The following is a 25,063-nucleotide window of genomic DNA, read 5'->3' on the forward strand; positions in this document are numbered from 1 at the left end:
TATTAAAACCGGTAACCCAGTTTCAGGGTTATCCTGTTGAAAGTATAATTATAAGTTTCACGACTTTCCGGCGAGCACGACGGGCAAAACTGGGGATAGGTAGTAACTTCCTCTACTGTCTTCCGGCTAAAGCCCGCGCTTAGCAATACTGCATGCTGGTCTTTCACGCTCACTTTATAACCAATCCCTGCATCATAATAAAGATCATTACTGAATGTGCGTTTGCCAGTACCACCAGGTTTGTCCTTCTCAGTAGGCCATGAGTAATGAATACCACCATCTGCATACACAAAGGGTGTGGACGGCTTATTCAAAATATCCTTCCGGACATCGAGGAATACAGGTATTCCTCTTTTTTTATAAAAATCTAATCCAACGCCTGCTCCTGCAAACCAGGTTTTATAGCGCATGCCATTGATCGATTGCAGCTGGAAAGAAGAACCTGCTTCTCCTGTTAGAACGCCCACCTGATTGATAGAACTGAATGCGCAAGAACATCCTTTCTTTGGCGTTGTTTCTTTAGTAGTGGTTTGCGCAACAGTCATAATAACCAAACAACAACATAATAATGTAGTGACAGTAATGTGCCTGATCATATTTCTTAGTGTTTATTCAGGCTTATTTTACTGATCTGTTTAATGTTGTTCAGGTTGGTATAATCAAACTGGTACAGTCCATCTTTTGCCACTACCAGCGCCCATTTATTGTAGGCTATAATATCATAGGTCTCGAAATCACCAATCTGTTTGATCAGCTTGAGTGAACTGGCATTTTGAGCGTCATACACTTTAAGTCCATCTTTTCCATCGCAAATAAACAGGGTATTGCCGTCTATAGCCAGCCCGTGCGGATTGGTCATTGGGTAGGTTTTTATCAGGCTTGGGCTGTTCAGGTTCCTGACATCGAGCACTTCCAACTGGTTAGTAAATCCCTGGCAGGTAGTTCCTGATCGCAGGGTAACATAGGCATAGGTATCGTTGGCCACTACCGGATCACAGCTACGAACATGTGAGAAACTGCCTTTTTTAGAGGGCGTACCGGGACTGGAGACATCATAGATGAACATGCCGGAAGTAGAACCGATGAATAATTGATCTTTGAAAGGATAAATGGTTTCAATTCCCCCGCCTATCGGTGTTTTGCCGGCTAAAAAAGGCTGGTGCGCGGTAGATATATCGAAAGTATTGAGTGACGTGTTGGTGACCGTGTACAGGTAATTGTTCATGAGGGTAAAACGCGCCATGGAGCCACCTTGACCACCACCCACTTTCTGCGATGCAAAAGACCCGCTTGCGTCAGCCGATGCACTCGCGTAAAACCTTTCATACAGCATATTATACGTTTCACAATCCACCGTAGTATCTCTTGAGGTCCAGTCAACGACCACACTTATCGAATCTGGATTTAAGGGTTCATTGGGAGCCGGGCGATAATAAGTATTATACCTGTAATAACCATTACGATCCGGGAAAACGCTGCTGAGGAAATTTTTGGCAGCTACCTGCTGCGGATTAGTGATATCAAAGCTGACCAGATCGCCCCAGGAGTCGGCATACAAGGTATTGCCTTTTACCGCCATGTCGACATTGCCTGGTATGTTGATGAAAGCGATATTCTTTGGAGATGCAGGATTGGTATTATCAATGATATGAATACCTTTCTCTTGTTCGTTGAGGAAAATATAATTACCGTAAATATATAATTTGCCGGGACTCTCCAATGTTTTTGCTGTACTGCTCTTCATCTCCTGCCTTACCTGGGTAAGCGTTTTATATACAGGTGTGTACAGTGTGTAGGTGCGTGTACAATTGTCTTTTAAGCAACTGCTCAGCGACAGGAGTAGCAATGCAGGCACTACCCATAACAGTTTGTTTTGGTATTTCCAGGTCATAACGAAGGGTTTTCCTTCTGACACTGGAATAGGAAAGAGCGTTGCCTGTTGTTTATTTTTTCAATAAAACGGTTGCACGCAATCCTACGGCCCATACATGCTGGCCAGTGGAATAGTCTTTCTTCAACATTGGGGTGATATTATAACGCATTACAGGCCCAACTGTGAGCGGGTGCTGTGTATGCTTAAAGAGTTGGACATTAAAGCCTGTAGAAACAGCCCATTGGGTTTTATTGAACAGTTCCTTATCCTGGTAGTATACCCCACCCAATCCATCATAGTGCAACGCATTTGTGTTTAACAGCTTTGATACAGAGAAGCCGGCATCCCATATGATGGGTAAGCGTTTTCCTCTGTTCAATTGCGTATGCAAGGTCACCGGCAATTCAATGAACTGATACCTGTTGGTATAGTTTTGTGTGTTGTGGCCGGGATTATTAAAGCTTGCAAAGGAGCTGGCGTTATAGTATTCATTCACCACCTGTGAGGTTGAAGGGGCGCGGTTAACAGTCCTGTTGTTGCTTACTTTGCTACCTACTACCTGGCGGGTACTTAGGTAGGTGTACTGCAAGCCGGCAGAAAGGCTCAACCTGTTTGACAAGGCACGCTTTACAAATCCACCAACGGAGAACGATAGCCCCATCGTAAGATTAGAGGGCTTGCTGACCGGCCTGGGGAACTGTGGCGTATAGGTGACCGAGTTGTTGAAGGAAGGGGATGCAAGATCGGGCACCTGGGTATAGTTCTTTTCAAGGAAACCAAACAATCCATCTTTGGTAACGCCTGAATAACCGCCTTCCACCTGCACACCAAACTGCCAATTGGAAGGGCCTGCTTTCTTCTGCACTTTCGCGGCCTGTGCTACTTCCGGCACAGCTACCGGTGGTACGTTGGCGATCGTTTGAGCAGCAGAATCTTTTACTACGGTTGCGCTGTCGACAGCAGTTACCTGTGCCAGGCTATTGCTATCCACAGTAGCAATAGCTGGATCTATGGTAGCTACAGTCTCTGTAGTTTGCGCAGAATCGACGGCAGTCATTACGGCTACGCTACTGTCACCCCGCAACACAGTTGGCTGTTCGATCTCCTCCGTTTGTACATTATTATTCTCCTGTTTATTGGAAGCCAACTCACTATTATTCTTATTCGCTTTCTCAGGCTTCTTTTTAGTCTGTTTAACAAGAGGTACTATGATTTTGGAATTGGTGTTATTGCTTTCTGTTGTTTTCCTGGCAGTAATGCGTGTTGGCTTTTTGACAGCTGGTGTTGTTTTGTCGATAGCTGGCTTCACAGTAACCGGGTTTCCGGAAACTGTCTTATCTGTAGCTCCTTTATCTGCGCTTACAGGCACATTGCTTGTTGGAGCATCGGGCGTTGCTGTGTTGGCAGCGGACGTGGTTGCGGGAAGTGTATTTTCTTGTGTTTGCTGTGTAGAAGTTGAGGTCGATGGCTTGTCATTTTGTGTGGAAGATGATGACGTTACTGAAGATGACGGAGTCGCCTGGCTCACCACGTGATTGGCGGAACCGGCTGTTTTCGTCATAGCAAAATAGCCCCCTGCTCCCAGGAAAAGGAGTGCAACGGGTAGCCACATGATCATTCGGCGGCGGCGTTTATCCCTTCGGATATTCTTTTCCACCTCCGTCCACACAGCATTGGATGGGCGCAGCCTGAACTGCTCCATTTTTAGCTGTACCTGTTTTTCAAATTCATGGTCGGACATACGATTCATTTTTGGTTTCCATATTTTGCTTTTTCAACCAGGTGATAAGCAAAGCACGGGCACGGGCATATTGTGAACGGGAAGTGCCTTCATTAATTCCAAGCATCTTCCCAATTTCTACATGTGAAAAACCCTCCACTGCGTGGAGGTTAAATATTGTTTGGTATCCGGTTGGCAACTGGCGTATCAGCTCTGCCAGGTCTTTGGCCAGCAGGCTTACTTCAGGGTTATCAGCCGACACGGGATGCAGGCTTGTATCGAAATAGGCCAGGTCGGTCTGGTAACGGCTGTTCTTCTTCAGGTAATTGAGCGCTGTGTTTACCATGATCCGCCGTATCCACCCTCCCAGTTCGCCTTCGAACTTATATTGATCCAGGTGTTTGAAAACTTTGATAAATCCTTCCTGCAGTACATCTTCCGCATCTGTCATAGACTTGGTATACCGATAGCATATACCCAACATGCCCTCGGCGAAATGCTCGTAGAGCTGTCGTTGGGCCTCCGGTCGTCCCCTCAAACATTCTTTTACCAGCCTGTTATAATCCATTTTGTATCCTACGGGTGACAATTTGCAGGGATGATCCGTTGCACCCTGGCAGTTTTTTCGATGCTTTTCGGCGCCCGGGAAAGGAACAAGTGCTTTACCTTTGCCCTCTTATGCCAAATTCATTGAAAGCCAGGGATAAACAGGTTATCTGGCACCCATATACTCCGCAAAAGTACATGCCAGATCCGATTCCCATAGTAAAAGGTGAAGGAACCTACATTATCGATGCTGAAGGCAACAAATACCTGGATGCAATCGCCAGCTGGTGGGTAACCATCCATGGCCACGGCCATCCATATATAGCTGAAAAACTATATGAGCAAGCCAGGACACTGGAGCAGGTAATTTTTGCCGGCTTTACCCATGAACCCGCTGTTAGGCTCGCAGAACGCCTGATTGATGTATTACCCGGTGATTTTTCCCGTATTTTTTATTCTGATAATGGGTCTACGGCTACTGAAGTAGCTATCAAGATGGCCTTGCAGTATTGGTGGAACAATGGCCATTCAAAGCGCAATAAAGTACTGGCTTTCAACAATTCATATCATGGAGACACGTTTGGCGCCATGAGTGTGAGTCAGCGAAGCGTGTTTACCTCGGCTTTTCAGGATAAATTGTTTGAAGTGGTGTTTATAGATACCCCGGCAGTCGGCAGTCGGCAATCGGCAATAGAAAACCCGCAATGGGAAACGCTGCCTTGGGACGAGATTGCCTGCATTATTTATGAGCCGCTGGTACAGGGAGCGGGTGGCATGCTGATGTATGACCCGGCAGGATTGGATGCCTTGTTGAAGAAGTGCCATGAGCAGGGGGTTATTTGCATAGCCGACGAGGTGATGACCGGCTTCGGCAGAACGGGTAAGCTGTTTGCCTCCTCCTATATGACAGAGCAGCCGGATATCATTTGTCTTTCCAAAGGGCTGACAGGAGGCACGATGGCGTTGGGCGTTACTGCCTGTACGCACCACATTTATGAAGCGTTTTTGCAGGAGGATAAACTGAAAACCTTTTTCCATGGCCACTCTTTCACGGCCAACCCACTGGCCTGCGCAGCCGCACTCGCCAGTCTCGATTTGCTGGAACAACAAAGCTGCCTCGATAGTATCGAGCGAATTGGCCGGCAGCACCGTGCATTTGCGGCTTCGCTGGCTGCAGACTTCCCCGCTTCTACCAAGAATATCCGTTCGCTCGGAACCTTGCTTGCTTTTGAGTTGGTACAAGGCAAGGATGAATACCTCAACAATATTGGTAAAGAGATCACACAGAAGGCGCTTGCCCGAGGAGTATATATTCGTCCGCTGGGTAATACAGTATATCTGATGCCACCTTATTGTATTACGGAAGAGGAGTTGGAGAAGGTGTATGAAGTAATCAGGGAAATATTGAGGGAGTTAACCAAGGCTATTTAGCTTTTTCACTTTCGTAGTGACTATATGCCTGTGCATATTTTTGCCACCTGTTATTTTCTTTAGTATAAAAGCCAAAATCCAGCTGCGTGTAATTGGTTCGATATCTTTCCTGATCCAGATACAGGCAGATGGAGCCTTCCCTGATAAAAATGGGGTTTGAGAAAGTATAGATGATTGAACAGAGATTTCTTTCTTTTTCTGTTCGCAAGGTTTCTGTTCTGGCAAGCACCGATTCTATGTCGGCTTCAACGATCATTCTGGATTGAGGAAATAAGCCCGCCTTCCATTTGTATGTTTTCAACTTTTCCAGTTCAGCTACAATGTATTGCTGTTCTTCTTTCGTCAGCGTCAATGGAGCTGCATTGGAATTCGTATACAGGAAGTGTATTTTGAAGACAGGCGATGCCGCTATTCTCTGAATCATTGAATCGATAATCGTAGTATTGATACTTTCCGTGTAATAAAGGGTATCACAGGTGATCCTATCGTATTTGAAACGACTGATCCACTCCCAGTGAACATCTTCCAGCGGCTTATCCTGGGCAGCTGCCGATGAGCAAACCAGTACCGGTAATAACAGGACATAGAGGTATTTCATAGCTATTATATTAGCAAAGGCGGCTGAATGAGCCGCCTTATACGTTTAATGATTAACGTAGATTTCCTTTGTTTATTTTACAATTACCCAACGATTGAGGTAGTTGCCGGGTGTTTCGATCACGATCTTATAGAATTTGGACGCATCGCTTCCAACCTCTACGGTTATCTGTTCTTTTGAAACCGGCACCGTCGCTTTCAGCACGTATTCATCCCGGCCTCCCTCTTTGAACTGATTGGTAGTGGCTATCCAGATCTTTGCATCTCCTTTACGGGAAACGGCTTTCCAGGTAATGTTCAGCTTTCCATCTTCCAGTTTGGCATCAGGAGCAATAGCAGATATAGAACCGGTTAATGGCACACCGTCTACTTCTTTCAATTGTTCTGCCGGTATTTTAACGCCTAAGAAGTTGGCAATAGAAGGCATGATGTCTACTACGCCCGGATTACCGGTTTTAAAATAGTCGTTCAATCCTTTTGCATTGGTTACAATCCAGGTGCTTCTTTCCCGGTCAGATTGTCCGCCATGTCCCTTACCGGTAGCTTTATCACGGCCATGGTCGGTAGTAATATAAATCACCCAGTCTTCTTTGAACTGTTTTTCGCGGTAGGTGATGGCTTCCCAAAGACGGCCGATCTGTTGATCCATCAACGATATGGCCCGGTAGTATTCGGGACTGTCGCCAAACATATGTCCCATGTCATCTGTGTACTCCAGGTACACCCATGACAAATCGGGCGCCTCTTTTTTGATATAGTCAACACCATTGTTCACTACAGACTCATCGATACGGTGCATGAAGTCGCGCTTTTTATCATGCGGATAGTTGATCGTATCCAACTCCAGGCCATCAAAATGATAGCTCAGTTGGAGGTTGCCGGTAGCTGGCAGGCTTTCACCAACCAGCTTTGTCCTGTTGTCGAGCCAGCTTGAGAAAACAGCCGTCTTTTTCTGAGGATATTGTTCTTTGAGAAAACGAAAGATCGTCCAATAGTTATAGTTGGGTGCTTTGATGTCATTGCCCCATACGTTGTGTTTATTGACCCAGGTACCAGTGAGCAGGCTATTATAACCTACTGCAGAGATGGTGGGTGTTTGTGAATAGCCACCTTTCTCTCCGCCTACATGGGCTCTCGTGTAGCCACCCACTTTTGCAATGGCATCTAAAAAAGGGGTAGGCTGATCTTCAATAACGTCTGCCGCTATGCCGTCTACAATTACAAACAGTGCTTTCTTAGCTCTCTGCGCCTGTACTCCTGCAAAGGAGCATACCAGCGCCAATAATAAAATCCCTTTCTTCATAGTTATGAATATATCATTTATTGCAAAATCCACATTACGCCGTTGATATTATCTCCACCGGGGTACTGGCTTTTCACCGCATTCTCTACATTCACCCGGTTGTTGGTGAACTCATCTGTAGGGTACATCCAGCGTTTGGGAATAACACCTCCATTGAGGATACCCGATCCGGTAACATCGAAAGCAGGAAATCCTGTACGTCTTTGTTCATAGAATGGCTGCCAGCCGGTATTCATAAACATACTGATGTACTTCTGCGTAATAATTTGCTTTATCTCAGTGCCTGTTTGCAAAGCCACTACCGGTTGTGCAACATAAGTATCTATATCAGTAGTAGAATACGTATTGCTAAAGTTAGAAAACTCCAATGAAGCTTTGATACCATTTTTATAGTACGTTTCAGCAGTACCTGTGATCCATCCGCGTATAACAGCTTCTGCCAGGATGAATTGGACTTCTGCATAGCTCATCAGCACGCTTGGCTCGTTGATAGCCTGGTAAGAGAAGCGGTCATGGATTTGTGAAGCATTACCGGCACCTCTTTTAGCGGTGTTGGAAGCCAGTGAACCGCTACCTCTCAGACCATCGTATGCGTTGAAGTCCTTTACGGGAAGCGCAGATGATGGCTTGGGCTTACCAAAGGAGAACAAGCGCGGATCTTTCAGGTCCTGCAAAATATCCACGAACGTGCTATCCAGGTAGTAGTCCGTTTTCATGGAGTTGTTGTTGAAATAAGGATACTGGTTGCCGGTGATGTCATAATAAGGCAACTTACCATTGTCGGCATTGGCGCTCAGCAAAGGATATTTAGTGGGATTTGACACGATCTCATTGAAACGCTGCTTAATGTTCAAAGTAGCATCTGCTTCTTTTTTGGAAAGGCTGATCAATACTCTTAATGTAAAGGAGTTGATCAGTTTTTTCCATCTGTCGATATTGCCTCCATACACCAGGTCACCGCTGATGGCCACTTCTGCAGTAGATAATGAGTCGCTGGCAATCTTGAGCTCATCGAGCACGCCACGGTAAATAGTCTGCTGCTTGTCGTAGGCTGGTCTCAGGGCTGATGAGTCGGTGAAATTGTTATTCCTGATCGACTGCATCATCTGGGAATAAGGGATATCGCCAAAGGTCTGCGTCATGCCTACGATATAATAGGCCGTTAAAAACTTGCCGATATACCTGTAATTTTTCTTACCCACACGCTCAGCTTCCTGTTGCATCTTAACAATCTGGGTAATGTTGCCGTATCCCATGCTGCTGCGTTGCCAACCATAGTATTGGGAATTGCTGGCACCCTGTGTATACACCAGGTAACGGGAAGCGAGGGCGGCATCAGCCGATATGGTAGCGAATGCATTACGCTCGATAGACGTCAATAGCAAAGAGGGATCGGCTACTGTAGGGTTATTGGGATTTATCTGAAATTCCTCGAACTTCTTACAGGCTGAAAAAGCTGCAAGGGTTGTCAACAGGAATAATATCTTATATCGTTTCATCTTACTATTTTTTATAATTATGATACACCTGGTTAGAACTTCAAATTGATGTTGAATCCTACAGACCTCATAGAAGGCGTTTGCAGGTCATCGCGTTCAGCATCCGGATCTACGTTATCCAGTTTGGAAAGGATAAACAGGTTGTTGCCGATCAGGGAAACTGAAGCGGAATTGAAGATGCCTTTTACCAATTTGGTGGGGAGATTATACGTCAATACCAGTTCGCGCATTTTGATATAGGTACCGCTATAGTAAAAATAGTTGTTCAGCATTGCCCCGCTCGTTGTTTGCATAAAGCTGATGTAGTTAACCTTGGTAGTATTGGGCGCAAACTTCCGTGTGTCGGAAAGAATGTTGCCATAGCTGTCATAGGTTATAGCTCCATCAGTAACTACTACGCCTGGTCCAACATAGGTAGCATTACCTGCATTGGCATCATCGCGGTATTGGTTAACGGTTCCTTTAGCCGAACCACCCCACCACATTTTCTGGTTGGTAGTAGAATAGATCAAACCACCCAGACGGCCATCGAATGAAAAGCTCAGTGAGAAATCTTTGTAACCAAATGTATTTTGCACACCATAGATCCAATCAGCATCGCGGTTGCCAAAGTATTGTCCGTAAGGAGTATAGGCTTGCATACCGTTGGCGTTGTAGATCGCCTGTCCATCAGGTGTACGGGAGTCAGTAATATAGATCCGGTCCATGCGCTGACCTTCTTTAACCTGGTTGATATATCCATCCTGGTTAACGGTTGCATCTTCCAACCAGCGGTGTACACTGCTGAAGTTGATAGAAGCTTCCCACCTGAAGTTCTTGTTCTTAACCGGTGATCCGCTTATCATGAATTCCCATCCCTTTCTGAGGTAAACATCCGCATTCGTGAGGATGTTGGTGTATCCACTGGCCTGTGAAGGGAGAATCGGAGCAAAGTTATTATAGTCCTTATTCCTGAAATAAGTTGCATCGATATTGAGCCTGTTCTTGAAGAAACCTGCAGCGATGCCATATTCGCCCGACTTAACTGTTTCAGGTATCAGATCTGGTGATTTAAAAGTGGTGGGCAGGGTCAACGAAGGCACGTTGTTCCACTTAGGTCCCAGGTTATAGGTATTGATGTGAGCATAAGGATCACCGCTATTGATGAAACCCGTGTTTACCTTAGCCCATGAGCCACGTACTTTCAGGAAAGAAACGAAGTCGGGCATTTTAATTACATCCGACAGTACGGCTGAAACACCGGCTGATGGATAAAAATAGCCGTTGTTCTTAACAGGTAATGTGGAGGTTTTATCATATCGGCCTGTGAACGACAGGTATAAGAAGCCCAGTGTTTCGATATCGATCATACCATAGGCGCTCGCTGTTCTCCGCTCGCGAAGTGTACTGGTAGCCTTAAGGGGATTGATGGAATTGCCCAATGAATAGAACGCAGGAATAGTAAGTCCATCGGTAGTGGTGTATGTATTTTCCAGCCTTCTATAGGCATTGGCAGCTCCAGCTGTTACATTCAGCTTAAGGGCATCGCCAAATTTATGGTTATAGTTAAGGATCAGGTCTGAGTTGATATCAAAGTAGTTGGTGACATCGGTAGAATAGTTGCCTCTTGAAATATAGCTATAGGCAATATAGCTATAGGGTTCTTTCAGATCGGCATTGCTGGCATATTGGTTGAAGCCATTACGGAACTTCACTGTGAAGTTGTCCATAATTTTATAATCGAACGTTACCTGTCCGAAGCTGTTGCTTCTTTTGTAACCGTTCAACAGTTCATTGGCCACGAAGTGGGGATTGTTGTACCATGACAGGTTATAGTTGCGTTGTTGCAAACCTTCCTTGCCTGGTATCCAATAGTTTTCCAGATCGCGGATATCTATGTCCGGACCGATCCAGAGTATCAGGTTATACAGATAGTTGGGAGGTCCGTATCCTACTGTAGGATAGTTATCAGAATACTCTTTGTTGAAGGTCAGTTTACCGTCCATGCTCAATTTGTTGGAAAGACGATAGTTGCCCCCGATAGAAAAGGATGAGTTGTTGAGTCCGGTATTGGGCACCACACCTTTCTGGTAAATGTGGTTGGCAGCTACCCTGAAGGCTCCTTTTTCGGTACCTATAGAAGCTGAAACGCTGTTGGTAGATAACAGACCTGTTCTGAAGAAGTTCTTGATATTGTCTGCTCCCTTAGAGATCCAGGGCGTTTTCTTACGCACACCGGTAACGGGATCAACAGGGCTATCAAATTGTGTTGTTTCGTAAAAACCGCTTGGAGTAGAAGGATCGCGCTGATCGAGTTTTGGTCCCCATATCCAGCCACCACCTTCGGTGCCACCGCCAGAGCCATTTACATAGGCATACTTACCCTGATCGCCACCACCATAGGTGGTTTGTATTTCGGGTATTACGGTATAGCCAGTCTGGAACAACGTAGATGAGTTAACCTCTACATTTACTTTTCCTTTATTACCTTTTTTGGTCGTATACAGGATGGCGCCATTTACGCCTACTGCACCATACAATGCACCAGCTGCCGTTCCCTTGAGCACACTGATGCTTTCAATATCATCTGCATTGATCTTGTAAGGATCGGCATCAGGATCGGGTATTCCATCGATCACGATCAATGGTGTTCTGCCTCTCAAAGAGATACCGGGATTGCGAAACAGATCGGTCGTATTGTTGATATTCAGACCAGCTACTTTACCGGTTAAAGCGCTGAGGGCTGTGGCCGTTTTGGTTTTAGCCATCGTTTCTCCGCTCACTTCCTGCACCGCATAGCCCAATGTTTTCTGTTGCTTTTTAATACCAAGGGCTGTGGTAACAACCACTGTTTCCAGCTCATTGCCGCCACCGGTTTTCAACTCGATATCAATTACCGTTCTTCCATTGACCGGCACTTGCTGGGAGGCGTAACCCAGGAATGAAAATGTAAGTACCGCGTCTTTCGGAACCAGCAGGGAATACTTACCATCATTGTTGGTGGTAGTTCCCCGGCTCTTGCCATTTACTGAAACAGAAACACCACTCAGCGAAGCATTTTCGCCTACAGAGCGCACTGTGCCTGTTACTGTAATATCCTGTGCAAAGGTGATATACTGTAACAGTAATGAAAGGATTAATAAAGCAGTTGTTTTCATAAACTGAAACTATTTTAAAAGATAAAAGCGCGTTGTGAAGATTGGACCTTGTAAGAATGACCGTACAAAAATGGGGAAATAATGCAGATTTCAAAAATAAATTGAATGAACGTTCAATTTATTTTTGAAATCATAATGCAATGGTTACAATTAATTAATACAAATGTGGCATGAAATGACATATGCGCAATCGGTTTCACAACCCTACGCAATCGTTGCACTTTCTTACGCAATCGTTTTACCTGCGAAAGACAAGTACGAATCTTATATTTGCCGGAAATTACAAGACTAACCAACTATGGGAAGAAGAAGTATCAAAGAATCAAGGCAGAAAGAAATCATCCAGGCTTTTTACGAACTGGCTAAAAAGGAAGGGCTTGAAAATGCTTCCATCGCTAAAACAGCCGCACTCATCAATATCAATCCCAGTCTTGTTATTCACTATTTCAAAACGAAAGAATCCCTCGTATACGGTCTGATCGAACATATTCTCGACCAGTATCTGTTGATATTCAAAACACCTCCAGCCTACAAGAACGATCCGCAGAAAAGATTACTGAAAGTGATAGACAATATCTTTTCACAAAAATGGAATACGCTCTTCGACGATAGTGTTTCTTATAGTTGTTATTCGCTGGCCTTCCGGGATAAAGAAGTAAAAGAAAAGTATAAGCTGTTGCTGGATACGTTACGGAGTAACTTCAGGGAGATCATCATAGAATGTAATCAGCAGGGAGCACTTAATGTAAAAGATCCTGCTCATGTTGCTGATAGTATTTTCGTACTGGTGGATGGCGCTTATTACTATTTGAGCCTGGTCAGCAATAAACAGGAATACAAAAGAAAGTTAGCCCAATATAAAGAACAGGCATTGCAGCAACTCAATTTGGCTTCTTCCGCTTCCGGTAAATCACAATCAAAGCGGTCAAAGCGATAATGCCCCACGCGAGGTTCACTACTACATTGGGCAGGTCTGCATAGTAAATGGCATTTGTCGTTAATCCTATCGCTCCTACAATATTCAGGGCATGATAAATGGATTGGTTTGCTTTGATCTTATTAATGCTTAACAGAAAATAGGCAAGCAGGTAAGCAAAGGTACCCGTCCAACCCAGCAAAGGATACAAATTATTCATCGCCATCGCCAGCAATTTGGGTTACAAAATAGGCTTTTTTTGGCTCGTAGCCTGCCTGTTGATAAGCAAGTGACGAGGCATAAAAAAAGCGGCCCGGGGGCCGCTTCAGTAAGCTTAACGCAAACTTTATATCTTGATAGGCACAGTCACCTGTGTCTGGTCCCACTCGATGATCAGGTCGTTCTTAGGCGTAAAACGAATGGTATGTTGCTCTACTACAGCGTCGAGCTTTTTAGCTGGAACTGTTACCTGCAACACATCTTTGTCTTTGAACTTGTCGTAGCTGTAAGCGCCCCATTGGCCCAGCTGGCTATTGAGGATAACTGTCCACTCTTTTTCATTGGGAATGGTGAACAGGGTGTAAGTACCTGCTTTTACCGCTTTGCCACCGAAAGTAGCGTCTTTGGCAAAGGTGATCTGGGTAGCTGAGTCAGCACCGGTACGCCATACTTTACCGTATTTCTCCAGTCCGCCGAAGATCTCGCGGCCTTTTTTGTAAGGACGGCCATAGCGTACGCTTACTTCTTTACCAGTTGCGGTCTCATGTGGGCTCTTTTGCGCAGCAGCCTCTGTAGTAACGAACATGGTGGTGGCCATCGCTATCGCTGCAAGGAATAATAGTTTTTTCATATATCGTGTTTATTTGTGGATGATGAAATTATGTTATTGGGGAATGGTTTCCAGCTTTTTTTTGAGTTCCCCCAACGATTGCTCCATCGGCGGTCCTAATTGCTTATCAAAAATGATGCTACCAAATTTCTCCCAGGGGTACCATTTCAACTGAAAATCAAAATACCATTGAACCACAATGGTATTGTCGGCCGTATGCAGGTTAAATCCGCTGAAGGTTTCCCGGCCGGTCGACTGCTGCCAAATGGTGGTGATGGTATCGGTATCTACCTTTCCAAGGCGTACTTGCAGCTTGTCGCTGGTAAAGGCATTGTTGCTGTACCAGGGATTGGTCAGCTCCTGTTTGGTGATCAGGGTGTTCCATTTGGGCCACTGCCGCAGGTCGGCCAGGTAACGGGTCACGCTATCTTTGGGAGCCGTGATATTGATGGCGCGGGATATACGCACCTTCGAAGGGATAAGCAGTGATATACAGAAGATCACTACAAATAATACTACGATACTGATCAACCCTAATTTTACTAAACGCATATTGGATATTTATAACAACAGGGAGATTATTCCCATTTGAATGCTTTTATAGCCAGCACGTAAGCGATCACTCCCCAGATGGCCAATATGCCCAGTTGTTTGCCACAATCGGTGAGGTGTGCTCCTTCAAAGGCGATATTACGCATGGCATCGTTCATATGTGTCAACGGTAATGCCCGGCAAATGGGTTGTAGCCAGGATGGGAAGTTATCTACAGAAAAGAAAGTACCAGCTAACAGGAATTGTGGCAGTGTAAACAAATTGGCCAATGGAGGAATAACACTCTCATTTTTTGCCACGCCACTCACCACAAAGCCAAATCCCATAAATACCAGCAAGCCTATAAAGCTCAATACCAGTAATTCAAGGAAAGTGATAAAGCCATGAATTAATGTAAACTTAAAGAAGTAATGTCCTGCCAGCAAGATCACCACAGCTGTAATCAACTGGAAGATCACGCGGCTCAACCCCTCTCCCAACACAATGTAGGAGCGTTTGATCGGTGTGGCAAAGAAACGTTTCAATACAAGTGTTTGCCGGAGGTTGAAGAAAATGAAAGCTACCCCAAATACACCGGCACTCATGAGGGAAAAGCCAAGCTGACCGGGCAGGATGAAATCGATGGTGCGGTATACCCGGCCCGGTATTTTCTCTACTTCTTTATCAATGAGTGCTACTGTCTTCCGGTTGGGATACACCATCTCATCGGCTTGCTTGATGATCGATTCAAAAATGGAACGCAGTACCTGCAGGTTTTGAGGATTGACTGCTCCTGAGCTTTTGAAGCTGACCGTATAATTTGACAGCGTATCATGGCTTTTTTGAATGTTCACGATGGCCGTCATACGCCCCTTTTCAAGGTCTTCTATCAGTTCCTTTTCATCTTTCTGGACAATCCGGATGCCGGGGATGTTTTTTACAACATTGTATAAGGGTGCTGTAGTATCGGTTTTACTGTCAAAGGCTATGCGCACATTAATACCTCCACCGCCGCCTATAAAGCCAAACACCAGTATAAACACCATGGGGAAGGCAAAACTAAAGATCACAGCGCTGGGACTTCTGAAAACAGCTTTCAGGCTGGCTTTGGTAATGGCCAGCATAGCCCGGAACTGATTGTATGGTTGCGGCATGGGGAGGAATCTGTTAAATGAGCAGCAAAGCTATGGTTTTAATACGAAGTAAGAAGTAGGAGGTAAGAAGTATGACATTCATGATACTATAGCGTCTTACTTCTTACTTCCGACCTCAGACCTCAGACCTCTGCCCTCAGTCGATCGTAAAATCAAATGGCAGCCTTGCCTGTGAAACGCCCATGAGCCCCCTTGCGCGTTTGATGGTATTGTAGGTTTTTGTGCCTTCGGCGCCCAGCTCTTCCCGGATAGCCGATTGTTTGGCTTCGCGCTGGTACTCACCGAAGATCATATCGAAGATGTTACGTGGTTCGGGAAATTCTTTAAGTCCGTAGTCTGTTACTTTGGCCAGCTTTGCCGCGCAGGCAATGGCCTCTTTCAGTCCGCCGATACGGTCTACCAGCCCCAACTCCAGGGCCCGTGTACCGCTCCAGATGCGGCCCTGACCAATGCTGTCTACATATTCCAATGTCATCTTACGGCCGTCGGCAACACGCTGTTTAAAGCTGTGGTAAATGGTATCTACATCATTTTGCAGGTATTGCCTTTGGGCAGGCGTGAGGGGTTTGCTTATGGAGAGGGCGTCTGCATCGGGCGATGTCTTTACGCCATCGAAGGTCATGCCCAGCTTATTCTGGAAGAACTTCTGCATATTGGGCAACAAAACGAATACACCAATGGAGCCGGTAATGGTGTTGGGCTGTGCAAAGATGCTGTCGGCATTGCAGGATAGATAATATCCGCCGGAAGCAGCTACATCACCAAAACTTACCACCACGGGCTTGTCCTGACGGGCTACTGTGAGCTCGCGCCAGATATTTTCGCTGGCCATGGCACTGCCACCACCAGAATTGATACGAACTACAATGGCCTTCACTTCCTTGTCGAGGCGTGCTTTACGGATAAGGTTGCGATAGGTATCACCGCCAATGGTTTCCCTGTCGCCTTTGCCATCAACAATATCGCCCTGTGCATAGATCACAGCGATCTTATCGGTACCGGCTTCTTTATAATCTACTGCCTGTGCATATTTGCCCAGGCTTACAAAATTGATCTTATCGTATTTGCTTACGCTCAGCTTTTCTTTGATCTCGTCTTTTACTTCGTCATCATATTTTAGACCGTCAACCAGTTTATACTTCAATGCATCTGCAGCAAATTGAATACTATTCTCATTGGCATAGTGGTGCAACGTAGCGGTGTCTGTTTTACGGGTGGCCGATGTCTGCAACAGGAAATGTCCATACAGGTCATTGAGGATAACGCTCGATTGCAGCCTGTTGGCATCTGTCATTTTATCTTCACGGAAAGGCTCTGTGGCGCTCTTGAATTTACCGGCATAGAATATCTGTGGTTCTATCTCCAGCTTTTGCAAAGTTCCTTTGAGGTATACCATCTGCATCACAAAACCACGCCAGTCTAACCCGCCCTTGGGGTTGCAGTATACTTTATCGGCTACGTTGGCGATGTGGTAAGCATTTTGCGTGATCACATCTGCATAGGCGTAGATAAACTTGCCGGTTGATTTGAAATCCAGCAGGGCATCGCGCAGCTCATCGCTGGTACCCATGCCATTCGCACTGCTACCGCTGTTGATATAAATGCCTTTTACGGAAGAATCGGTTTTGGCGTAACGGATAAGTCTCACTACATCATACAAGGCGGGATTGCTGTATTGTTCTCTTCCTCCCAGTGCAGCCAATGGATTTTCTGTTTTGACTTCCTGAATGGGTTGTGAAAGGTCTATCGTCAATACGGCCTTAGCGCCTATTGGTTCTTTTTTGGGTGTAGCTAATCCTGATAGAAAGCCGAGGCTGACAAAAAACAGGACCAGGGTAAACACCAACAATGCGGTCAGAGAAGCAAGAAATATTTTGAGAAAGCTGTTCATCAATCAAGTGATTTTATACAAAATTCAAAGATATTTGACCCTTTGACAGCCTGCAATATATGAATTATGTGTATTTACTGATAGGCGGCAACGTAGGTGACAGGCTCCACAACCTGCAACAGGCCGTAATTACCATCGACCGTACCTGCGGCCGTGTTGTGCGTCAATCGGCTATTTATGAAACGGCCGCCTGGGGCAAGACCGACCAGCAATCTTTTCTCAACCAGGCGCTGTTGGTAGAAACGGATCTGACGGCTTTCCAATTATTGGAAAAGGTATTGGAAGCGGAAACGCTGCTGGGCCGTGTGCGCAAGGAACGATATGGCCCCCGGATCATCGATATCGACATATTACTTTTTAATTATGATGATATAAGTGAGCCCGATCTGGTCATTCCGCACCCTGAGCTGCAGAACCGCCGCTTTGCCTTGACGCCTTTGGCGGAAATAGCGCCCGGTTATTTGCACCCAGTACTGGGGAAGACGATTCGAACGCTGTTAGAGGAGTGTAAGGATGAGTTGGAGGTTAAAAAAGTCAGCTTTTAGCTGTTAGGCATTAGCCTTTAGCAATGCCCTGTTATTGCGCTGCTAAAAGCTAACAACTAATAGCTAATACCTTTTCAAGTTTTCCACAAATTATGTTCACACCCCATATGTATGTAGTCATTTCCTTTATTTTGGTGCACTGACTGCGGACTCCTACACATTATGAATTATCACTTTATAACAATTGAAGGCAATATCGGGGCGGGTAAAACCACCCTGTCGCACTTACTGGCCAAACGGTACAATTCGCGCCTGATCCTGGAAGCTTTTGCCGACAATCCTTTTCTCAGCAAATTCTACGAAAACCCGGCGCAGTATGCGTTTCCGCTGGAGTTGTTCTTTATGGCTGAGCGTTATAAACAATTGAAGGAACTGATCCACACCAAAGACCTGTTCCAGAGTGTGACCATCACCGATTATCTTTTTACCAAGTGCCTGCTCTTCGCTAAAGTAAACCTGCCTGAAGAAGAGTTTCGCCTGTACCAGAAGTTATTCGAGATCATTCACCAACAGATACCGCAGCCGGAGATCCTGATCTATCTGCATGTGCCGGTCAATAAGTTGCAGCAAAATATCCGTAAGCGCAACCGTCCTTACGAGCAGGCCATTCCTGATGAATACCTATTCAGGATACAGGAGACTTATACGAATTACATCAAGCAGCATAACCTGAAGACTTTGTTTGTAGATGCCAGCAATGCCGATTTTCTTGGTAACGAGAAACACCTGCAGGTGATCACCGATGCCCTGGAGAAGGATCATGATTATGGGCAGCGTTATCTTACGTTGCCGTAAATGAATTAGCTGTTAGCCATTGGCTTTTAGCTTTTAGCCGATGACGGTTCCGGGTGACAATGCTGAGAATCCATTATTTTTGCGCCCATGGATAGTGAACTACAAAGCAACAACAGCCCATTTGCCTCCGTTCGTATCGAAGAATTCCGCTACTTTATCATACAACGTTTTTTCTTCATCATGGCTATGCGCATGGTGGCCACACTGGTACTGTGGAAATTGTACCTGTTGACAAAAGATCCCTTACAGGTTTCCCTGATCGGTTTGGCCGAAGCCATTCCTGCCATTTCACTGGCGCTCTATTCCGGCCACGTGGTGGATAAGAGTGATAAGCGCACGTTATTGCTCCGTACTATCCTGTTGTACCTACTGTGTGTGACCGGCCTGCTGGTGATCACCTACAAAGATGTAGAGGCAAGTATGGGCAGCCGGTTTGTGCAATATGGTATTTACTTCGTGATTTTCTGTACCGGCATTATCCGCTCTTTCACAGGTCCAAGCTCCAGTTCTATCATGGCTCAACTGGTTCCTAAGCAGATGCTACCTAATGCCGTGACCTGGAGCTCTACTACCTGGCTCACGGGCTCTGTGCTGGGGCATGGTTCCGCCGGCCTGCTGATCGCGTATGCCGGTTATTCGGCTTCTTTCGTGATTATCATGGTATACCTGGTCATTGCCTGCCTGAGCATCTGGCGGATCAAGCCCAAACCCATCCTGCATAACAACTCCGAGCAGAAAACCTGGGAGAGCGTGAAAGAAGGATTGAAATATGTGATCACCACTAAAGAATTGCTGAGCGCCCTGACGCTGGATATGTTTGCCGTACTGTTTGGCGGCGCCGTAGCGATGATCCCTTTCTTCGCCGACCAGATATTGCATGTAGGTCCCATTGGTTTTGGCTGGCTGAATGCCGCTGGCGATATTGGCTCTTTTGGTGTGATCATCACGCTTATCTTTTTCCCGCTGCGCCGCAAGCAGGGACTTAAGCTGTTGTATGTGGTGGCAGGCTATGGTGTGTGCATTATCATATTTGGCCTCTCGAAAATATTCCTGCTTTCTTTTGTTGCACTGCTGATCAGTGGTGTGCTGGACGGTATCAGTGTGGTAGTGCGCGGCACTATTCTACAAATGAAAACGCCCGACAATATGCGCGGGCGTGTATCTGCCGTGAACTCTATGTTTATCAACTCGTCGAATGAGATCGGACAGGTGGAAAGCGGCCTCGCAGCAACGCTGATGGGCAAAGTACCTTCTGTGATCTTCGGCGGCGCTATGACGCTATTGGTGGTAGCCGCCATGTGGTGGAAGGCGCCTAAGCTGCGCAAATTCGAGTATTGAGTCCCCTACTCCTTTACCAGTTTCTGAATCATTTTCCGTTCTCCTACTATCCAGATAATATCGTCCCATTCAAAAACCGTGGAAGAGTCCGGATTGAGGATGCGTGTACCGTCACGTTCGATGCCAACCACCAGTCCATGCGCTATTTCCCGGATACCGGAATCGCGGATGCTTTTGCCCCGCAGGTCTGTGCGGTTGTCGATGATGAGCTTATTGAGGATGATATCATCTTTATGAGGGATGTATTCGCCATCGCCGGTTTCTATTTCTACAATCGTCCTGAAATTTTCCAACTGCACATCGGTTCCTATTACAGCCATCTTGTCGTGGGGGTGGATCATGACGTCGCGGGACGGGGCATAGATCGTTCTTTTGCCTCGCTCGATCAGGGCGACGTTTACACCGTATTTCTCGCGCCAGGAAAGCTGCAGCAAGGTTTGCCCGATGGCAGGCGACTCAGGCAAAATGGTAAAATAGGCAAGGTGCGCATCCCAGGGCGACAGATCATGGGAGCCCTGCGCGGCAGTCGTCTCCCTGTCATTGAGGTTGGACAGAAAGCGTTTTTCTATGCGTGAGTAAAATGCATTCAGCCTGCGCGAGAATACCAACAATACCACTACTATGACGGGTAATACTACCATCAAAGCTACCAATGCGCCAAAAAGCCTGTCGACCAAAAATCCCACCAGCACGATCAACAAAATATTGCGCATTACTTCCAGTAATACCAATGGGCCATGGTTATACTTTTGATCCAGCCATAGATTGGCGGAAGCAAAGGAATGTATTCGCCGGATAGCCAATGCCCACAGGAAAGGGGCCATCACTATAAAGGTGATAAAACAGGTGAGGAAAGCAGCCAGTGTAGGACTGGCTAAATAGCTGCTGACAAATGGCAGCAGGAACTGAGCCGATAACAGTACCAGCGCCACTACGATCACAGAATTGACCAGCATTACTGTCAGGTAAGACCGCAGCACAATCTTCCAATCGCTTTCCACACGGATGGTTTGAGCACCCGTACTGTACTGATTAAGTGCGGTGCGCCATTTTAATGGCAGCTTTTTGTCCAGCCAGTTATACAAGGGGTCGGCCAGTCTGATCATGTAAGGTGTAGTAAATGCAGTGATCACAGAAACGCCCACTGCAATGGGATAGAGGTGTTTGCCGGTTACATTCAGCGACAACCCGAGGTTGGCGATAATAAAAGAGAACTCCCCTATTTGCGACAAACTCATACCTGCCTGCAACGACTGCTTCAGCGGCTGCCCGGAGAGTAATGATCCGATGGTAACACTTATCGTTTTACCGGCAATGACAATAAGCACCAGCCCAGCAACAGGCAGGGCATACTTGATCAGCATGGGCACCTCGATCAATAAGCCTACCGATACAAAGAATATGGCTCCAAACAGGTCTTTCACTGGTTTCACCAGGTGTTCAATTTTTTCTGCCTGTGTTGTCTCGGCCAATATAGAGCCCATGATGAAAGCGCCCAATGGTGCAGAAAAACCGGTGTGGGTAGCCAACACTACCATCAATAAGCATAAGCCTAATGATATTACCAACAAGGTTTCTTCATTGATCAATCGCCGTACCCATTTAAAAAAAGTGGGCAGGATAAAGATGCCAGATATGAACCAAAGGGAAAGAAAGAATAATAGCTTAAAGACTGACTGTAACATTTGGCCGCCTTCGAAGGTCTGGCTTACCGCAATCGTTGATAATAATACCATCAACAATACCGCTACCAGGTCCTCAATAACGAGTATACCCAATACAAGGCCCGCAAATTTTTGGGCTTTTACGCCCAGCTCATCGAAAGCCCGGATGATAATGGTGGTGGAAGAAATAGCTATAATGCCGCCGAGGAAGATACAATCCATGGTTGGCCATCCCATCAACCTGCCCGTGAAATATCCAAGGGCAATCATACAGGTGATCTCAAAAATACCTGCAATGCCAGCCGTGCCGCTGACCTTCACCAGTTTTTTAAAACTGAACTCTAAACCCAGACTGAATAGCAGCACGATGACCCCGATATCTGCCCATACCTGCACGCTCTGCCTGTCGGACACATTGGGTAGCCATGACACATTAGGACTTACCAGCAAACCCGCCAATATATAGCCCAGTACTACGGGTTGTTTAAGTTTTTTGAACAGCAAAGTGATGATACCAGCCAGGGCCAATATCAAGGCGAGATCTTCAATTAGTTTAGGCAAATGCGACATTGCTGAATTATACAAAAAATATCGTTCAGTTGTTGTGTATTGTCTGGATATTTATATCACTTATTTGTTGGCTGTATCAGCTTTTCCATTACGTAGTGTACTGCAGGACAAAAACTCGCATTCTTCAAGGTAAGGTTCGGGCGTTTCAACAATACATCTTCATCCGTATAGGGGAATCGTGCGCAATCAGAGGGACGCTCTTCATAGATGCTGCAATAATTATCAGCGCTCAGGAAAGGGCAAGGTGCAGACTTGACCACATAATCGCCTTCTTCATCGAGGCGCAGGTACGTATCGATGAATGCACTTTCTTTCATTCTCAGGTGCTTACTGATACGTTTTATGTCGGGCGTTTTAAAACGGGGGGAATAGTTCTTACAACAGGCGCCGCATTGCAAACAGTCTATCTTACTGAAGGCCTCCTCATGCAAATCGGGCAATTGTTTCAACACTTTATTCTTGTCGGCCTGTTTCAAAAACTGTTTATACTGTTTCTGATTGGCCGCAGCCTTCTTTTGCCAGTTATCGTTTACAAGGTTTGCCATCAGCTAAATCATTCCACAAGAGCCACTTATAAGCTCCTGACCATCAATACGGGATTATAATATGATTATAATTATTTGCCCTGCAAGTTACTGAACCCTGCCAGCATTGCATGGTACTTTTTTTGAGTCGGGGATGGCATGGGAACACTTCAGCAGCAATTATTGGTGTTGATCACCACGCCGTTGTACGTGATCGTCATTGGCGCGGAGATCATTTTAAGTAATATTCACCACACGCATAGTTATACCCGGCGCAATACCTTCCAGAATTTTTGTATTAGTATTTTATCAGGCGCGGTAGATGTGTTGATGCGGGGTGTAAGCCTGGCAATTTTTGCTTTCTTTTTCAACCATCATTTTTTCAAGCTTACGCATACTTTTTTCTATTGGGCAGTCTTACTACTACTGGTGGATATGATGCACTATTGGCTGCATCGCCTTAGCCATACCTGCCGGCTATTTTGGGCCGTGCATGTGAATCACCACTCTTCTTCGCTGTATAATTTCAGTGTAGGCTTTCGGGCAGGTGTACTGGAACCTTTGTATCGTTTCGCCTTCTTTATTCCCATTGTATTGCTGGGTTTCCAACCGGCTGATCTTTTACTGGTCTATTCCATTACTGAAATATGGGCCATTTTAACGCATACAGAAAAGGTGCGCAAGCTGGGATGGCTGGAATATATTCTCATTACCCCCTCCCACCACCGCGTTCACCACGCATCCAATGTTAAGTACCTTGATCGGAATATGGGTTCTGTATTTATTTTCTGGGACAAATTATTTGGCACCTTCCAGGAAGAATTATCCGCTGCTGAGTATGAGCCTATCCGGTATGGGCTCACTACGCCACTCGAAAAAGATACTATACCCACCATCATCTTTCATGAATGGTCTGCCATCTGGCAGGATCTGCACCGCCCGGGGCTTACCTGGAAACAAAAATGGTTATATGTTTTTGGTCCTCCGGGCTGGAGCCATGATGGTAGCCGCAAGACAAGTGAAGAACTGAGAGAGATGTTGAAAAGAAATAAACAAAAAACTGCCAGATTTCCTACCCTCAAAACCAGGCGGCAAACCCTCCAGATTGAGCGGAACGCATGACAGAAAGAAGCCATGTACAGCCACCGCTCACACGATAAGATGGGATTATGTTCATTTTTTGACAAATCATTTACTGTCAGTTGCTTACTTTTGCCCATCGCATATGGACTCTTTACGGGAGCAAATACTTATTCTCATCAGTACACCTTTATACCTGATCATTATTGGGCTGGAGGTGTTATTGAGCAATTACCGTCACCGTAAATTGTATACCTGGAAAGATACGGCCATCAATTGCTACCTGATGTTGATGAACAGTGCCATCGATCTGCTGTTCAGGGCTGTATACCTGCTGATCCTGGATTACTTCTACCGTCATCAACTATTTTCGTTCAGCCATGTGGTTGTGTATTGGTTCATGCTGGTATTGCTGGAAGACTTCCTGTATTACTGGCTACACCGGTTTGACCATGAAATAAGGCTCTTCTGGGCGGTGCATGTTACGCACCATTCATCGGAGCACATGAACTTTACCGTTGGATTCCGTTCTTCTGTATTCCAGCCTTTATACCGCTTTATTTATTTTATACCGCTGGCGCTGATGGGCTTTAGCCCGGTAGATATCGTATTCGTTTACTCTGCTACCCAGATATGGGGCATTTTCGTTCATACGGAACTGATCAACAAGATGGGCTGGCTGGAGCATATCCTGGTAACACCCTCCCACCACCGCGTGCACCATGCTTCGAATGCTAAATACCTCGATAAGAACATGGGCATGTTCCTGATCATCTGGGACAAGTTGTTCGGTACCTTCCAGGCCGAATTGCCGGCAACCGAATACCAGCCTATTAAATACGGGCTTACTAAGGCTGTAGAGAAGGAAACGCCTGTTACGGTGGTATTCCACGAATGGCAGAATATCTTCAAGGATATCAACCGCACCGATATTGGCTGGAAAGAACGATTTGGCTACATCTTTGGCCCTCCCGGCTGGAGCCACGATGGCAGCAGGCTGACCAGCGAGCAGATGCGACAGGAAGAGGATGCAGGTATGATCACCGATGAGCTTAAAGAAGACGCGATAGCAGTAAAAGCTACGAGCCGCGAGCTCCCATCGTAACGGGACAAGTTATGA

General features: G+C 45.9%; 22 protein-coding genes. 7 read left to right on the forward strand and 15 right to left on the reverse strand.

What is annotated here, in order from left to right:
- Nucleotides 1-2: 2 nt before the first annotated feature.
- The 4 genes from AC5JBY_RS24285 to AC5JBY_RS24300 are packed head-to-tail and all read right to left on the reverse strand — an operon-like array spanning nucleotide 3 to nucleotide 4,161.
- Nucleotides 3-596, reverse strand: coding sequence for a hypothetical protein (locus AC5JBY_RS24285; RefSeq protein WP_495907259.1), 594 nt, complete (start codon nucleotides 594-596; stop codon nucleotides 3-5).
- Nucleotides 597-601: 5 nt separating this feature from the next.
- The gene (locus AC5JBY_RS24290) at nucleotides 602-1,891 is read right to left on the reverse strand and encodes an LVIVD repeat-containing protein (RefSeq protein WP_495907260.1); all 1,290 of its coding nucleotides are present in this window, start codon (nucleotides 1,889-1,891) and stop codon (nucleotides 602-604) included.
- Between the two features lie 52 nt (nucleotides 1,892-1,943).
- Complete coding sequence (locus AC5JBY_RS24295; protein ID WP_495907261.1) at nucleotides 1,944-3,623, reverse strand: porin family protein; 1,680 nt, start codon at nucleotides 3,621-3,623, stop codon at nucleotides 1,944-1,946.
- A complete protein-coding gene (locus AC5JBY_RS24300; protein ID WP_495907262.1) occupies nucleotides 3,601-4,161 on the reverse strand; it encodes an RNA polymerase sigma factor in 561 nt (186 codons plus the stop codon). Before AC5JBY_RS24300 ends, AC5JBY_RS24295 begins: the two co-directional genes overlap by 23 nt.
- Before the next feature lie 110 nt (nucleotides 4,162-4,271).
- Between AC5JBY_RS24300 and bioA the strand changes: the two genes are divergently transcribed.
- Nucleotides 4,272-5,570: an adenosylmethionine--8-amino-7-oxononanoate transaminase gene (gene bioA, locus AC5JBY_RS24305; protein ID WP_495907263.1), complete on the forward strand. Its 1,299-nt coding sequence runs from the start codon at nucleotides 4,272-4,274 to the stop codon at nucleotides 5,568-5,570.
- Here the strand turns inward: bioA and AC5JBY_RS24310 are convergent.
- From AC5JBY_RS24310 to AC5JBY_RS24325, 4 genes are all read right to left on the reverse strand, one after another.
- On the reverse strand, nucleotides 5,563-6,168 hold the full coding sequence (locus tag AC5JBY_RS24310; protein WP_495907264.1) for a hypothetical protein: 606 nt from the start codon (nucleotides 6,166-6,168) through the stop codon (nucleotides 5,563-5,565). The two genes, bioA and AC5JBY_RS24310, sit on opposite strands and share 8 nt — an antisense overlap.
- A gap of 72 nt (nucleotides 6,169-6,240) precedes the next feature.
- Entirely contained in the window at nucleotides 6,241-7,470 is a 1,230-nt protein-coding gene (locus AC5JBY_RS24315; RefSeq protein WP_495907265.1) for an alkaline phosphatase family protein, read from the reverse strand.
- Between the two features lie 17 nt (nucleotides 7,471-7,487).
- Nucleotides 7,488-8,969 carry a SusD/RagB family nutrient-binding outer membrane lipoprotein gene (locus AC5JBY_RS24320; protein ID WP_495907266.1) on the reverse strand — a complete coding sequence of 494 codons (1,482 nt, stop codon included), beginning with the start codon at nucleotides 8,967-8,969 and terminating at the stop codon, nucleotides 7,488-7,490.
- Between the two features lie 32 nt (nucleotides 8,970-9,001).
- Nucleotides 9,002-12,106 (reverse strand): SusC/RagA family TonB-linked outer membrane protein, encoded by a 3,105-nt coding sequence (locus AC5JBY_RS24325; RefSeq protein ID WP_495907267.1) that lies wholly within the window; start codon nucleotides 12,104-12,106, stop codon nucleotides 9,002-9,004.
- A gap of 298 nt (nucleotides 12,107-12,404) precedes the next feature.
- Between AC5JBY_RS24325 and AC5JBY_RS24330 the strand changes: the two genes are divergently transcribed.
- Nucleotides 12,405-13,043 carry a TetR family transcriptional regulator C-terminal domain-containing protein gene (locus tag AC5JBY_RS24330; protein WP_495907268.1) on the forward strand — a complete coding sequence of 213 codons (639 nt, stop codon included), beginning with the start codon at nucleotides 12,405-12,407 and terminating at the stop codon, nucleotides 13,041-13,043.
- On the opposite strand, the gene AC5JBY_RS24335 is transcribed toward AC5JBY_RS24330, so the two are convergent.
- The 5 genes from AC5JBY_RS24335 to sppA form a co-directional block, all read right to left on the reverse strand.
- Nucleotides 12,988-13,248: a CBU_0592 family membrane protein gene (locus AC5JBY_RS24335; RefSeq protein ID WP_495907269.1), complete on the reverse strand. Its 261-nt coding sequence runs from the start codon at nucleotides 13,246-13,248 to the stop codon at nucleotides 12,988-12,990. The two genes, AC5JBY_RS24330 and AC5JBY_RS24335, sit on opposite strands and share 56 nt — an antisense overlap.
- 120 nt (nucleotides 13,249-13,368) lie before the next feature.
- Nucleotides 13,369-13,872, reverse strand: coding sequence for a DUF2911 domain-containing protein (locus tag AC5JBY_RS24340; RefSeq protein WP_495907270.1), 504 nt, complete (start codon nucleotides 13,870-13,872; stop codon nucleotides 13,369-13,371).
- Between the two features lie 33 nt (nucleotides 13,873-13,905).
- Nucleotides 13,906-14,403, reverse strand: coding sequence for an SRPBCC family protein (locus tag AC5JBY_RS24345; RefSeq protein WP_495907271.1), 498 nt, complete (start codon nucleotides 14,401-14,403; stop codon nucleotides 13,906-13,908).
- 26 nt (nucleotides 14,404-14,429) lie between these two features.
- The gene (locus tag AC5JBY_RS24350; RefSeq protein WP_495907272.1) at nucleotides 14,430-15,536 is read right to left on the reverse strand and encodes an ABC transporter permease; all 1,107 of its coding nucleotides are present in this window, start codon (nucleotides 15,534-15,536) and stop codon (nucleotides 14,430-14,432) included.
- 136 nt (nucleotides 15,537-15,672) lie between these two features.
- Nucleotides 15,673-17,427 (reverse strand): signal peptide peptidase SppA, encoded by a 1,755-nt coding sequence (sppA, locus tag AC5JBY_RS24355; protein ID WP_495907273.1) that lies wholly within the window; start codon nucleotides 17,425-17,427, stop codon nucleotides 15,673-15,675.
- A gap of 59 nt (nucleotides 17,428-17,486) precedes the next feature.
- Here sppA and folK point away from each other — a divergent pair, with 59 nt between their 5' ends.
- The 3 genes from folK to AC5JBY_RS24370 all read left to right on the forward strand — a co-directional run bounded on the left by folK (nucleotide 17,487) and on the right by AC5JBY_RS24370 (nucleotide 20,105).
- Nucleotides 17,487-17,972 (forward strand): 2-amino-4-hydroxy-6-hydroxymethyldihydropteridine diphosphokinase, encoded by a 486-nt coding sequence (folK, locus tag AC5JBY_RS24360; protein ID WP_495907274.1) that lies wholly within the window; start codon nucleotides 17,487-17,489, stop codon nucleotides 17,970-17,972.
- 162 nt (nucleotides 17,973-18,134) lie between these two features.
- Entirely contained in the window at nucleotides 18,135-18,767 is a 633-nt protein-coding gene (locus tag AC5JBY_RS24365; RefSeq protein WP_495907275.1) for a deoxynucleoside kinase, read from the forward strand.
- Nucleotides 18,768-18,854: 87 nt separating this feature from the next.
- Nucleotides 18,855-20,105 carry an MFS transporter gene (locus AC5JBY_RS24370; protein ID WP_495907276.1) on the forward strand — a complete coding sequence of 417 codons (1,251 nt, stop codon included), beginning with the start codon at nucleotides 18,855-18,857 and terminating at the stop codon, nucleotides 20,103-20,105.
- Between the two features lie 5 nt (nucleotides 20,106-20,110).
- Here the strand turns inward: AC5JBY_RS24370 and AC5JBY_RS24375 are convergent, their stop codons facing one another.
- Both AC5JBY_RS24375 and AC5JBY_RS24380 read right to left on the reverse strand, forming a co-directional pair.
- Nucleotides 20,111-22,339: a monovalent cation:proton antiporter family protein gene (locus tag AC5JBY_RS24375; protein ID WP_495907277.1), complete on the reverse strand. Its 2,229-nt coding sequence runs from the start codon at nucleotides 22,337-22,339 to the stop codon at nucleotides 20,111-20,113.
- A 56-nt stretch (nucleotides 22,340-22,395) separates the two neighbouring features.
- Complete coding sequence (locus AC5JBY_RS24380; protein ID WP_495907278.1) at nucleotides 22,396-22,884, reverse strand: YkgJ family cysteine cluster protein; 489 nt, start codon at nucleotides 22,882-22,884, stop codon at nucleotides 22,396-22,398.
- Nucleotides 22,885-23,022: 138 nt separating this feature from the next.
- Here AC5JBY_RS24380 and AC5JBY_RS24385 point away from each other — a divergent pair, with 138 nt between their 5' ends.
- Both AC5JBY_RS24385 and AC5JBY_RS24390 read left to right on the forward strand, forming a co-directional pair.
- Nucleotides 23,023-23,985 carry a sterol desaturase family protein gene (locus AC5JBY_RS24385; RefSeq protein ID WP_495907279.1) on the forward strand — a complete coding sequence of 321 codons (963 nt, stop codon included), beginning with the start codon at nucleotides 23,023-23,025 and terminating at the stop codon, nucleotides 23,983-23,985.
- Nucleotides 23,986-24,088: 103 nt separating this feature from the next.
- Nucleotides 24,089-25,048 carry a sterol desaturase family protein gene (locus AC5JBY_RS24390; protein ID WP_495907280.1) on the forward strand — a complete coding sequence of 320 codons (960 nt, stop codon included), beginning with the start codon at nucleotides 24,089-24,091 and terminating at the stop codon, nucleotides 25,046-25,048.
- Nucleotides 25,049-25,063 lie beyond the last annotated feature (15 nt).

This window comes from Paraflavitalea sp. (genome assembly GCF_059502485.1).